General features: G+C 44.8%; 15 protein-coding genes. All 15 read right to left on the reverse strand.

Annotation, left to right across the window (positions count from 1 at the left end):
• Positions 1–3: 3 nt before the first annotated feature.
• A complete protein-coding gene (locus tag BY457_RS00785) occupies positions 4–369 on the reverse strand; it encodes a C-GCAxxG-C-C family (seleno)protein (RefSeq protein WP_106151438.1) in 366 nt (121 codons plus the stop codon).
• Positions 348–902: a phosphohydrolase gene (locus tag BY457_RS00790; RefSeq protein WP_106151439.1), complete on the reverse strand. Its 555-nt coding sequence runs from the start codon at positions 900–902 to the stop codon at positions 348–350. The genes BY457_RS00785 and BY457_RS00790 overlap by 22 nt, the downstream gene beginning before the upstream one ends.
• A gap of 181 nt (positions 903–1,083) precedes the next feature.
• A complete protein-coding gene (hisIE, locus tag BY457_RS00795; protein WP_106151440.1) occupies positions 1,084–1,680 on the reverse strand; it encodes a bifunctional phosphoribosyl-AMP cyclohydrolase/phosphoribosyl-ATP diphosphatase HisIE in 597 nt (198 codons plus the stop codon).
• A 71-nt stretch (positions 1,681–1,751) separates the two neighbouring features.
• Entirely contained in the window at positions 1,752–2,507 is a 756-nt protein-coding gene (hisF, locus tag BY457_RS00800; protein WP_106151441.1) for an imidazole glycerol phosphate synthase subunit HisF, read from the reverse strand.
• Positions 2,508–2,558: 51 nt separating this feature from the next.
• A complete protein-coding gene (locus BY457_RS00805; protein WP_106151442.1) occupies positions 2,559–2,927 on the reverse strand; it encodes a four helix bundle protein in 369 nt (122 codons plus the stop codon).
• 92 nt (positions 2,928–3,019) lie between these two features.
• A complete protein-coding gene (gene hisA / locus BY457_RS00810; RefSeq protein WP_106151443.1) occupies positions 3,020–3,751 on the reverse strand; it encodes a 1-(5-phosphoribosyl)-5-[(5-phosphoribosylamino)methylideneamino]imidazole-4-carboxamide isomerase in 732 nt (243 codons plus the stop codon).
• A 72-nt stretch (positions 3,752–3,823) separates the two neighbouring features.
• Positions 3,824–4,423, reverse strand: coding sequence for an imidazole glycerol phosphate synthase subunit HisH (gene hisH, locus BY457_RS00815; protein ID WP_106151444.1), 600 nt, complete (start codon positions 4,421–4,423; stop codon positions 3,824–3,826).
• On the reverse strand, positions 4,423–4,944 hold the full coding sequence (locus tag BY457_RS00820; protein ID WP_258176478.1) for a peroxiredoxin family protein: 522 nt from the start codon (positions 4,942–4,944) through the stop codon (positions 4,423–4,425). The genes hisH and BY457_RS00820 overlap by 1 nt, the downstream gene beginning before the upstream one ends.
• 179 nt (positions 4,945–5,123) lie before the next feature.
• Entirely contained in the window at positions 5,124–5,987 is an 864-nt protein-coding gene (gene purU / locus BY457_RS00825) for a formyltetrahydrofolate deformylase (protein ID WP_106151445.1), read from the reverse strand.
• A 137-nt stretch (positions 5,988–6,124) separates the two neighbouring features.
• On the reverse strand, positions 6,125–6,910 hold the full coding sequence (gene trpA / locus BY457_RS00830; protein ID WP_106151446.1) for a tryptophan synthase subunit alpha: 786 nt from the start codon (positions 6,908–6,910) through the stop codon (positions 6,125–6,127).
• Between the two features lie 80 nt (positions 6,911–6,990).
• Positions 6,991–8,181, reverse strand: a complete 1,191-nt coding sequence (gene trpB / locus BY457_RS00835; protein WP_106151447.1) for a tryptophan synthase subunit beta — start codon at positions 8,179–8,181, stop codon at positions 6,991–6,993.
• An 18-nt stretch (positions 8,182–8,199) separates the two neighbouring features.
• Positions 8,200–8,838, reverse strand: coding sequence for a phosphoribosylanthranilate isomerase (locus BY457_RS00840; protein ID WP_106151448.1), 639 nt, complete (start codon positions 8,836–8,838; stop codon positions 8,200–8,202).
• Positions 8,839–8,859: 21 nt separating this feature from the next.
• Positions 8,860–9,663, reverse strand: coding sequence for an indole-3-glycerol phosphate synthase TrpC (trpC, locus tag BY457_RS00845; RefSeq protein WP_106151449.1), 804 nt, complete (start codon positions 9,661–9,663; stop codon positions 8,860–8,862).
• An 18-nt stretch (positions 9,664–9,681) separates the two neighbouring features.
• Entirely contained in the window at positions 9,682–10,677 is a 996-nt protein-coding gene (gene trpD / locus BY457_RS00850; RefSeq protein WP_106151450.1) for an anthranilate phosphoribosyltransferase, read from the reverse strand.
• Positions 10,678–10,888: 211 nt separating this feature from the next.
• Positions 10,889–11,458 carry an anthranilate synthase component II gene (locus tag BY457_RS00855; protein WP_106151451.1) on the reverse strand — a complete coding sequence of 190 codons (570 nt, stop codon included), beginning with the start codon at positions 11,456–11,458 and terminating at the stop codon, positions 10,889–10,891.
• Between the last annotated feature and the right edge of the window lie 148 nt (positions 11,459–11,606).

Below are 11,606 nucleotides of genomic sequence, written 5' to 3' on the forward strand. Positions count from 1 at the left end.
TTGCTATTTTAATGTGTTCTGAATCTTTTGAAGGACTTCATCTGCGATCTCTACACATCGACGGCAGGAAGCCTTGTTTATCATTCTGATATCTCTGCAAAAGGGGCTGCCTGTTTGCTGGCTGAATTTCTTAATGAGCTCGTCCGATGCTTCCGGATGGTTTCTTAGCAGGTAGATTGCTCCATGCAAGGCTCCGCAGTGTCCTTCCGGGGCACGACCCGATCCCATCTTTTTCATGGCCAGGATTTCTTCGGGGCTCCCGCCAAAATGCTTTACCATTGCCTGGGCACAGTTGTATCCGTATTCGGGATGATGGTAGTACCAGGCGGCACTCCGGGATTTTGCTTTTACAGAAACATCTCGCACCATAAATTGAAAATTTTCACTTTATCCTCGCCAAATTTTTGAAGAGCCTTCCGAACCTGATCCGGACTTTTCTCTTTTTTCAGGTCTTTCCCTTTGCTGTAAAAAGTATCGGCAAAACAGATGATTTGTTCTTCAATGCTGCGTGGCACCATGTCACGTTGAGGCAAAGGCAGTTGCTGATTTTTGATCTCCTTAACGGTCAGTCCTGTTCCGGTGTGTCTTTCACAAACCAGTGCATGTCGGGGAAGTCCTTCTTTTTCAAGGATCTCACGACCAAGGTATCCATGACAGATGTACGGGTATTGCCCATGACAACCAATGGATGGTGCATCGGTCATGAAAATTCCGATGTCATGGAGCATCGCAGCTTCTGAAATAAATGAATCATCCGCATGAAGCTCGGGATGATCCGACACTATTCTCAGGCATTTGTCCCGGACCAGTTGACTGTGGATAATCAGCAATTCACGTGCCGGGTGAATGGTAGAATAGTACTTATCAAAAATCTGAAGAATTGCTTCTTTTTCCCCCTCCATCTTTTTCTTTCCGTTTTTTGTATTGAGCCCTGTTTCGTAAGTAAACTAAGGTTTTCGAAATGTGCTTACAAGAAGTCGGCAAGTGCAAGGCTTGTGATGGCTGAAAAACAGGAGTTTACTTTTCGTAAATGACTGTTTTGAAGACAAGCATATCGTAGCAATTGTCGTTTTCTTGCAAGTACTACTTATGTCTTTCCTGAAGGACTTTTACCACATCCTCAATGCGATAATTCTTGGCGGTAAGTAACACCAGGGTGTGATAGGTGAGATCAGCCACCTCATTAAGGAAGAGATCATCGTTGTTGTCTTTGGCTTCAATGACAGTCTCCACAGCTTCTTCACCCACTTTTTGGGCTATTTTATTGATGCCCTTTTCAAACAGAGATGTGGTGTAAGAGCCTTCGGGCATGTCCTGCAGACGTTTGTCAATCAAATCTTGCAGGTGAACCAGAAAGTCAATGTTGCCTTTGTTAACTTCGGCAAAGCAGGTGTCGGTTCCAGTGTGACAGACAGGCCCTACAGGATTTGCTTTGATCAGTACGGTGTCGTTGTCACAATCAGGAGTGATGGAAACCACATTCAGGAAATTTCCTGATTCTTCTCCTTTGGTCCAAAGTCTGTCTTTGGTTCGGCTGTAAAAAGTCACTTTTCCTTCCTTCTGGGTTTTATTGAAAGCCTCTTCGTTCATAAAACCCAGCATCAGCACCACATTGGTTTGGGCATCTTGTACTATGGCGGGAATCAGTCCGTTCCCCAGTTTTGAAAAATCTAATTGCATGATATGTCGTTTGTGTTTTTACATAATTATCTGAGGACAAAGATAATAATTTGTCCGGCATGGCTTGCAGGTTAGCGAATGGAGATGCCTTCATTTTTCAGATAGGCTTTCAATTCGGGTATGGGTATTTCATTAAAGTGGAAAATGCTGGCTGCCAAACCGGCATCGGCTTTTCCTTTGGTGAATACATCTTTAAAATGTTCTTTGGCACCGGCACCGCCCGAAGCAATGATGGGAATGCCTCGCTCATCCGAGAGCCTGGCAAGTGCTTCATTGGCAAACCCCTGTTTTACACCGTCGTGATCCATGCTGGTGAACAGGATTTCGCCGGCACCTCTTTCTTCGGCCTCTCTGGCCCAGCTGAAGAGCCGTTTTTCTGTAGGAATACGACCTCCGTTAACAGTTACTGTCCAGTCGTCTCCGGCAATTTGTTTGGCATCAATGGCCACCACCACAAACTGGCTTCCAAAATGCTGTGCCATATCGCTAATCAACTGCGGATTCCTGACTGCCGAGGAGTTGATGGATATCTTGTCTGCTCCTGCGCTCAGCAGTGCGTCGGCATCACTTAACTCACTAATGCCGCCTCCAACCGTAAATGGGATGTTGATGTGCTGGGCAATTCTCTTTACCAGATCCACAAATGTTTTCCGCTTCTCGTGACTGGCGGTGATGTCCAGAAATACCAGTTCGTCTGCTCCCTGTTGTGCGTAGAGGGCGCCCAGTTCCACCGGATCACCGACCTCTTTTATGTCCAGAAATTTAACGCCTTTCACCGTCTGTCCGTTGCGGATGTCGAGGCATGGTATGATTCTTTTTGCGAGCATGATATAGTGAATAGTTTTTAGTCAGTAGTTTCAATTGTATTATATTTAGGTTTAAAGGGATTCTTTGAGTTTACGAATCAGGGCAGAAAGCATTTTTGCGATTTCCACACTGTCATGATCAAAATTATCGTATTCCTTTTTTTTAATATAGGCCTGTCTGTAGCATATCTCCATTTGTGTTTGTAGCTCATAAAGTGAGCCCATTGATATTTGCAGAAATCTAATGAAATCTCTTGTTTGATTTCGACCATACCCTTCTGCGATGTTGCTTGGAACGGATACAACACTCCTTTGCATTTGTGAAATTAACCCGAAATTTTCAATTTGAGGGAGCTTTTTAATGCTGGAATAGGCAGCAACTGTGAGATTCATTGATTTTTGCCAAACCAATAGATCTTTAAATGAATTGAATTTTTTCATGATGTTTTGAGTTAAGTGTTAATTATATAATTCTTTCACCAGAGAAAATGGTATTTTCTATTTTCTACTGGCTATTCCCTAATGACTCCTGACTACCCTCTACTCCTCCTCTCAATCTCTTCCATCTTAATTCTACCCTCATAAATGGCTTTTCCGAAAATCACTGCTGGCACACCTGCTTCCTCCAGTTCATCGATATCTTTCATACTGCTGACGCCACCGCTGGCGATGAGGTACAGATCCGGGAAATTGGCCAGTATCTCCTTGTATAATTCTGTTGACGGGCCTTCAAGCATTCCATCTTTGCTGATGTCGGTACAAATGGTTTGGGTCACTCCTTTGCTGATGTATTCTTTCAGGAAATCCATCAGGTCAAGTTCGGAGGTCTCCAGCCAGCCGGAAGTGGCAATTTTCCGATCTTTGGCATCGGAACCGAGGATGATTTTTTCAGGACCGTGTGTGGTAAGCCACTGCAAAAACTCGTCAGGGTTTTTTACGGCGATGCTTCCCCCGGTAACCATTTGGGCGCCGCTTTCGAAGGCAATGCGCAGATCTTCGTTTGTTTTCAGCCCGCCACCGAAGTCAATGGTCAGTCCCGTTCTCCCGGCGATGGTCTCAAGGGCTTTGTAGTTGACGATGTGTCCTGCTTTTGCTCCATCCAGATCTACCAGATGAAGTCGCTTGATCCCGTTGTCCTCAAATTGTCTGGCCACCTCCAGCGGATGTTCATTGTACGTTTTCTGTGTGCTGTAATCCCCTTTGCTGAGTCTTACACATTTTCCTCCGATGATGTCTATCGCGGGTATTAATTCGATTGATTGCATTTACTGAAAGTATGATTTCTAAATTCTAACCTCTAACTTCTAACTTCTAACATCTAGCCTCTATCTCCGCCCCTACATTTCTAAGAAATTCCTGAGTATCTGCTCTCCGGCCTTGCTGCTTTTCTCCGGGTGAAACTGGGTGGCGTAGAAATTGTCTTTTCGAAGGGCTGCACTAAAGGGATGGATGTAATTGCTTTCTGCAGCAGTGTCGGGACCGGTAGCCACATAAAAACTATGAACAAAATAGACATATTCGTTTTCCAGTTCTTTATTGAACAGGGGCTCCCTGACATTGGTAAGCTGGTTCCAGCCCATGTGGGGGATTTTTATGTTTCCGGAGTCCTTTGGCGGGGCTATAAACTTCTTTACTTTTTCATCGAAGATGCCCAGGCAGGGTGTGTCGCCCTCTTCGGAGTGGCTACACATCAACTGCATTCCCAGGCAGATTCCCAGTACCGGTTGCTTCAGCGATGGAATCAGTTGATCCAGCCCCTCGCTTTTCAGGTAAGCCATCGTTGTACTGGCTTCCCCCACACCCGGAAAAATAACCTTGTCAGCGTTGCGGATGGCATCATGGTCGGCAGTGATTTCTGCCTGATATCCCAGGCGTTCCAAGGCAAAGCTAACTGATTGGATGTTACCGGCATTGTATTTTATAATTACAATCTTCATTATTTCATCAATTGGTCGATCTTTTCCACGAGGCCGGAGAATTCTTCCTCGTTAAAAAGGCGCGTTAGAAAAACAATTTTACCTTCACGGTCAATCAAAACATTTCGCGTTACTCCTGCCTTTTTTTCGGCGTAAAGCTGAAAAATCTCTGCCCCCGGATCCAATGCCAGAGGGTAGGAAATGCCTGTTTCTTTGGCAAACTTTTTCACGGTTTCAATAGGCTCATCCCGGTCAATGCCAATAACAACCAACCCTTTGTCCTTGTATGGCTGCCATATCTCACTTTCAATGTGAGGCATCTCTTTTCGACATACTCCGCACCAGCTGGCAGTAAATTGAAGCATTACTACTTTTCCCCGGTTTTCCTCCAGACGGAAAGTCTCCCCGTTTGCCAGAGTGGCTTCAAAAAGCGGTGCTTTATCGCCGATTTCAACGATGTAACCGCGGTTGTCGGTCTGGCTCTGACAACTTAACCCTGATATGATCATCACAATAAAAAGGAGGTGTTTTAATTTTATCATAGCGTTATATTTAATGCCTGTCTATAAACTAAGCAAATTTTGTTTTTAGAGCTGTTTCTGGTCAGAAAGTGCCAATTGCAAGGCTTGCGAAGCCGCCAAAAACGGAGTTTACTAATCGTAAATGAGTATTTTGGCGGCAAGCGTAACGACGCAAGTGGTACTTTATGGACAGAAACTCTTTAAGCAAAAACAACTGTTTTGTTGTTGTAAACCAATGTTTTTCTGTCCAGGTGAGCTTTTACGGCTCTTGAAAGAACGATTTTCTCAATGTCTTTCCCTTTTTGCACCAGACTTTCGACCGAATCATGGTGTGAAATCCGTATGATGTCCTGCTCTATGATAGGGCCGGCGTCCAAATCGGTGGTAACATAGTGGCTGGTGGCTCCGATGATTTTTACTCCGCGCGAATGGGCTGCGTGGTAGGGTTTAGCTCCTGCAAAGGCCGGAAGAAAAGAGTGGTGGATGTTGATGACTTTGTTGGGGAAATTGCTCACAAAATCAGACGAGAGAATTTGCATATACCTGGCCAAAACGATAAAATCCACCTTGTGCTCTTTCAATATCTCCAGCTCTTTCTGCTCTTGTTCTTTTTTGTTGTCTTTGGTTACGGCCACATGATAAAAAGGGATCTCGAAACGTTTGGCCACTTTCTCCATTTCCTGATGGTTGCTGATGATAACGGGGATGTTAACTTTCAGTTCACCGGCTTCGTAACGCGCCAGCAGGTCGTAAAGACAGTGAGAACTTTTGGAGACAAATATTCCCATCCGTGGAATTTGATCGGAAAACTTCAGATCCCAAACCATCTCCAGCGGTTTGCCCAAAAGCGGGCCAAACACGGTTCCGATATCGTCTCGTTCCAGCATGAACCCATCCAGTTCCCATTCTACACGCATGAAAAAACGGTTTTCTTCACGATTGGTATATTGATCCAACGCAACCACATTTCCTTTGTTTTGATGTATGAAATCAGTGACACGGGCTACAATGCCACCCTGGTCGGGGCAATGAATTCGTAATATTGCAGTTTGGTTTTTCAACATATTTGTAACTGTTTTGGCTACAAAAGTAATAAATTAAAAAGCGATCAGGGGCTCCATACCTTAGTTTGTTAATCGAGCTAACTGAAAAGTCTCACTTCTCTCATCTTGCTTCTCATTCCTCATCAGCCCAACCCATATTACTTTGTGCTCTTTCCCGTTTTCAGGGTCTCAATGAATTGGATAATTCCCTCCTCATCATCTCCACTTTGTTCCAGGTGTTTGATAAAGGCGCTTCCTACGATTGCCCCATGGGCATACTGGCACACATTTTTATAGGTCTCGTGGTTGCTGATGCCAAAGCCCACCATTCGCGGAGTGTTTAGCTCCATGGCATTGACCCGCTCAAAGTATTCAATTTGTTGAGTGGATAGACCGTCACGGGCCCCTGTTACAGCCGCTGAGGAAACCATATAAATAAAGGAGGTGGATGCGCTGTCAAGTTTTTTGATGCGTTCTTCGGGAGTTTGCGGCGTTATCAGGAAAATATTGCTGAGTTCATTAGAGGTGAACAGTTCCTGAAACTCTTCCACATAGGTTTCATAAGGAAGATCCGGCAGAATAAGCCCGCTGACATTGTTCTTCTGGCATTCTTCCACAAATTGTTCAGGGCCGAATTTGAGTACCGGGTTGAGGTATCCCATTAATATGATGGGAATAGATACTTCTCCCTGAATATCCGCTAACTGGTCAAATAATTTTTTGAGTGTCATTCCGTTTTGGAGCGCAATAGTACTGCTGTTCTGAATTACCGGACCGTCAGCCAAAGGGTCGGAGTAGGGCATTCCAATTTCCACGAAGTCCACTCCGGCTTTTTCGAGCGATTTCAGCACTTTAACGGTGCTGTCGATATGGGGGAATCCTGCTGTAAAATAGACCGATAACAGGTCTTTTTTGTGTTGGAGCAGGGACTGTAATTTTTCCATTGTGTATTTTTCTTTTTGTTTTTTAGGGAATTGTTGGTTTAAGAAGTTTGCATTATCTCCGTTTGATTTCTCAAATCAGGTCAGGTTAACTTCAGGCGCTCCATATAGGTTTTCATATCCTTGTCGCCGCGTCCCGAAACGGTAACAACCACATTTTCGCCCGATTTTAGATCCAGCTGGTTGAGTGCTGCCAATGCATGGGCAGATTCCAGAGCGGGGATGATGCCTTCCTTTTGGGTAAGTTGAAGAGCTGCATCCAGTGCTTCCTGATCCGTAACTGCAAGGTATTTGGCCCTTCCGCTTTTTGCCAGCCAGGCGTGTAATGGACCGATGCCGGGATAATCCAGTCCTGCAGAAATGCTGTATGGTTCGGTAATCTGACCATCATCGGTTTGCATCAGGTTGGTCATACTTCCATGGATGACACCTGTTTCGCCCATGGCAATGGAGGCAGCTGTTTTGCCGGATGTCAGTCCTTCTCCGGCGGCTTCAGCCCCGATGAGTTGCACTTCCGGCTCGTCCAGAAAGTGATAAAACGATCCGGCAGCGTTGGATCCTCCACCTACGCAGGCTACCACATAGTCGGGATTGCTGTTGCCGGTTTTGTTTCTCATTTGCCATTGTATCTCCCCGCTGATGACCGACTGCAGTCTTGCTACCATGTCGGGGTAGGGATGAGGCCCAACCACCGAGCCGATGAGGTAAAACGTATCCAGCGGATTGGCTATCCAGTCGCGTAAAGCTTCATTGGTGGCATCTTTGAGTGTGCGACTTCCCGATATGGCAGGGCGGACATCGGCTCCCAGCATTTTCATCCTTGCGACATTGGGGGCCTGTCGCTCTATATCGGTTTCGCCCATATACACCACGCATTCGAGTCCCATCAAGGCACAAACGGTAGCTGTTGCTACTCCATGCTGGCCGGCCCCGGTTTCTGCGATGATGCGTTTTTTCCCCATCTCATTGGCCAGCAAAATCTGACCGATGGTGTTGTTGACTTTGTGACTGCCTGTGTGGTTGAGATCTTCTCTTTTAAGCCAGATGTTACAGCCATAATGGTCGGATAACCGGTCGGCGTGATAGAGCGGAGACGGGCGCCCTGCATAATCTTCAAGTAGTGTTTTAAAGTCTTTTCGGAACGATTCCGAATTCATGATTCTCAGGTAATTTTCTTTGAGGTTCTCGATGTTGGGGATGAGCATCTCGGGGATGTATGCTCCTCCAAAGGGGCCATAGAAGCCTCGTTCGTCGGGTTGAAATGAAGTTGACATATGTTTTGTATTATTTTCTTATTGTTGGCGAATGGTTTTGATAAATTTTTCTACTGAGGCAATCTCTTTAAAACCCGGAGCCGTTTCAAATTTACTGTTAATATCCAGTGCGTAAGGCTCGATGGGGCATTCTTTCAGAATTCCGGAAGCATCTTCGGCTTCAATACCACCACTTAAGAAGAATGGACGCGAGAGAAGGATTCCTTCCAGGATTGACCAGTCAAACTTCTTGCCGCTTCCTCCGTACCGGGCCGTAGGGGTATCAAACAGGAAGAAGTCGCAAGCCTCCCGGTATTGGTTGGTTGCATTTAGGTCAGATTGTTTCTTTAAAGAGAATGCTTTTATGACCTCCAGACCGTTTTCTCTTAACTCTTTGCAAAGATCCGGGGATTCGTTTCCATGCAGCTGAGCGGTGGATAGATTGAATTTCAGAGAGGTCTCTTTGATCTCATTCAAGGTTGCATTGACAAAAACACCTGTTTTATGGATCTTGTCAGGAAGCAGACGGGTGGTTTCAGGATTTAAAATATTTCCGGCGAAACGAGGCGATTTAGGATAGAAGATGAATCCCATATAATCGGGGTCCAACATAGCCACATCCAGAATGTTCTGATGATCACGCATTCCGCAGACTTTTATTTTTATCTTGTTTTGCATGAGTGTTGTTCTTTTCTCTGCTTACAACTGAGTGACACTTTTTCCGGTAACTTCTGCTTTTAAATCAGCACAAGCCTTTGCGGGATCAGAATGCTTCATAAAGTATTCACCCATGAGGAATCCCTGAAAACCTGCGTTTTTCAGGAACAGGAAGTCGTCTGCTGAATGTATTCCGCTTTCAGCAATGGGAAGAATGTGTGAGGGAAGCAGTGATATCATGTTGGCGGCGTGTTGCAAATCCACCTCAAAGGTTTTAAGATTTCTGTTATTGATTCCTGCCATATCCACATAACTGTTAAGCATTTCTGCTTCACTTTCGTCGTGAAATTCCATCAAAACCTCAAGCCCAAGATAATTAGCCAATGATGCAAGGTCGGCAGCCTGTTGTTTCTCCAGAATGGCTGCAATCAGCAAGACAGCACTGGCTCCAATGGCTTTGGCTTCATATATTTGGTAGGGGTCAATGATGAACTCTTTGCGAATGATGGGGGTGTCGGTAAGATCCCGGGCCTGACTTAAATCATCATTGCTTCCACCAAAAAACTGAACATCGGTGAGTACCGAAATACCGGCGGCTCCTGCTTTTGCATAGCCCGGCACTATTTCTACCACCTTTGCACCTGCGTGTATGATCCCTTTGCTCGGCGATTGTCTTTTGAACTCGGTAATGACCGGAAAATCCTTTTTTTTGATCAGGTTTTCTTTTATGGAGGCTACAGGGGCTGTGAAGTGACGGTAATATTTTAATTCTTTTATTGAGACTTTGCTTTTGGCTGCAGCAACTTCTTCCTTTTTATTCGCTACTATTTTATCCAGAATGTTCATGATTATCAGGTGTTTGGGTTAAATGATTTCCAGAAGTTTCTTAAAGGTGGCTGCTGCCTTTCCTCCCTCAAGAGAATCGGTGGCTTTTTGCAGACATTGTTCAAAGGTTAATTGCTCATCCATTGTGTTGATGGCCAATGCGGCATTGGCGAGCACAGCATTTTTTTGCGCGGGGGTTCCTTCTCCGGCCATGACTTTCTTGAAAATGGAGGCTGATTCTTCCACCGTGTTTCCGCCGAAAATGTCTTCCGGACGATTGGGCGGTAAGTTGATGTCTTCCGATTTCAACAGTTTTTCGCCCTTGTGCGAAATTACTTTAAAAGCATCAGTCAAAGATACTTCATCGTATCCGTCGATGCTATGAACAATACTGAATTTTGTTGTTGATTGCTGGTAAATATACTGATAAATGCGTGCAAGCTCCAGACTGAACACTCCCACCAGTTGAAACTGCGGATGGGCAGGATTCACCATCGGGCCCAGCATATTGAAAAAGGTCTTAATTCCCAATTCTCTGCGGATAGGACCTACTGCTTTCATGGCAGGGTGGAACAACGGGGCGTGCAGGAAGCAAATGCCTGATTGGTCGATTTGGCGTTTCAACAATTCATTGTCATTGGTAAATTTATAGCCCAGATATTCCATGACATTGGAAGAGCCGCAGGCTGAACTGACACCTGTATTTCCGTGTTTGGCTACTTTGTAGCCAGCACCTGCCACTACCAATGATGCCAGCGTGGAAATGTTAAAGGTGTTTTTTCCGTCACCTCCGGTTCCACACATGTCGATGGTTTGGAAATCTGATAAATCAACGTGCTTGCATTGTTCCAGCAGTCCGTCCCGGAAGCCTGAGAGTTCTTCCACGGTTACAGGACGCATCATAAATACAGATAGAAAAGCTACTACTTCTGACTTGCTGTAATTCTCTCTGGTAATGTTGACCAGTACTTCTTTGGCCTCTGCTTTTGAGAGGGTATTATACTCGAAAAGTCTTTTTAATGTTGGTTGTAACATTGTTCAGGATGTTAAATTTTTAAAATTGGCATAAACGTTTAACGCATTCGTGATATTGCGAAGAGTATAAAGATTTTGATGGCTTCCTTTTTTGTGGTTTGAATGGATGGCTGATCAATCCACTCTTGAAATCGCATTATCCTTAGGTAACTATATATTTTTTAGATCAGATTTTTTCTATTCACTACTGACTAACAAACTACTCACTAAACTATCCTTCAATCCAGTTTTTAATCATTTGCTTTCCATGTTCGGTGAGTATGGATTCAGGATGAAACTGCACTGCTCTGACGTCATATTCTCTGTGGGTGATGGCCATAATTTGTCCCTGAATATCCCTGGCAGTGATGTTTAATTCTTTCGGAAGGTCTTTTTCATTGACCACCCATGAGTGGTATCTGCCACCCATAAATGTATCAGGCAGTGTGTTAAATAGCATCTCGTTGCGGTCGCATACACTGATGGGAGTAGCAATGCCGTGATAAACTTTCGGGAGGTTATAGATGGATCCTCCAAAAACTTCGGCTATGGCCTGGCATCCCAGGCAAACTCCAAAAATCGAATGGGTGGGGGCCAGATCTTTGATCAGAGACTTTAATATTCCTGCCTCATCGGGGATGCCAGGGCCCGGAGACAAAACAATCTTGTCGTAAGCCCTGGCTTCTTCAACGGTGATTTTATCATTGCGGAAAACATCCACCTGCTGGTCAGCCACCTCTTCCAGATAATGCACCAGATTGTAGGTGAATGAATCGTAGTTGTCTATAACGAGTATCTTCATTTTTTTCTTTTTTACTTGGGTTTAAACCAGGTCGTTAATAACTGTCTTTCTTTGTATGGTTAGGATCTGTCCTAAAAGTCCGGATTTTGTTCTGTAATGTTCAAGTTCGAGGCTTGCCACTTTTGAAAATCAAGGAGTTTACCTGAGT

The sequence above is a fragment of the Marinilabilia salmonicolor genome (genome assembly GCF_003003035.1).
In the GTDB taxonomy this organism is placed as follows: domain Bacteria; phylum Bacteroidota; class Bacteroidia; order Bacteroidales; family Marinilabiliaceae; genus Marinilabilia; species Marinilabilia salmonicolor_A.

What these genes read in the sequence shown, in the direction of transcription:
- trpD (WP_106151450.1), bottom strand. Translation starts at nt 10,677, where the DNA reads ATGTTACAACCAACATTAAAAAGACTTTTCGAGTATAATACCCTCTCA.
- hisIE (WP_106151440.1), bottom strand. Translation starts at nt 1,680, where the DNA reads ATGCAATTAGATTTTTCAAAACTGGGGAACGGACTGATTCCCGCCATA.
- BY457_RS00790 (WP_106151439.1), bottom strand. Translation starts at nt 902, where the DNA reads ATGGAGGGGGAAAAAGAAGCAATTCTTCAGATTTTTGATAAGTACTAT.
- BY457_RS00805 (WP_106151442.1), bottom strand. Translation starts at nt 2,927, where the DNA reads ATGAAAAAATTCAATTCATTTAAAGATCTATTGGTTTGGCAAAAATCA.
- BY457_RS00785 (WP_106151438.1), bottom strand. Translation starts at nt 369, where the DNA reads ATGGTGCGAGATGTTTCTGTAAAAGCAAAATCCCGGAGTGCCGCCTGG.
- trpB (WP_106151447.1), bottom strand. Translation starts at nt 8,181, where the DNA reads ATGTCAACTTCATTTCAACCCGACGAACGAGGCTTCTATGGCCCCTTT.
- trpC (WP_106151449.1), bottom strand. Translation starts at nt 9,663, where the DNA reads ATGAACATTCTGGATAAAATAGTAGCGAATAAAAAGGAAGAAGTTGCT.
- hisA (WP_106151443.1), bottom strand. Translation starts at nt 3,751, where the DNA reads ATGCAATCAATCGAATTAATACCCGCGATAGACATCATCGGAGGAAAA.
- hisF (WP_106151441.1), bottom strand. Translation starts at nt 2,507, where the DNA reads ATGCTCGCAAAAAGAATCATACCATGCCTCGACATCCGCAACGGACAG.
- BY457_RS00855 (WP_106151451.1), bottom strand. Translation starts at nt 11,458, where the DNA reads ATGAAGATACTCGTTATAGACAACTACGATTCATTCACCTACAATCTG.
- purU (WP_106151445.1), bottom strand. Translation starts at nt 5,987, where the DNA reads ATGTTGAAAAACCAAACTGCAATATTACGAATTCATTGCCCCGACCAG.
- trpA (WP_106151446.1), bottom strand. Translation starts at nt 6,910, where the DNA reads ATGGAAAAATTACAGTCCCTGCTCCAACACAAAAAAGACCTGTTATCG.
- hisH (WP_106151444.1), bottom strand. Translation starts at nt 4,423, where the DNA reads ATGAAGATTGTAATTATAAAATACAATGCCGGTAACATCCAATCAGTT.
- BY457_RS00840 (WP_106151448.1), bottom strand. Translation starts at nt 8,838, where the DNA reads ATGCAAAACAAGATAAAAATAAAAGTCTGCGGAATGCGTGATCATCAG.
- BY457_RS00820 (WP_258176478.1), bottom strand. Translation starts at nt 4,944, where the DNA reads ATGATAAAATTAAAACACCTCCTTTTTATTGTGATGATCATATCAGGG.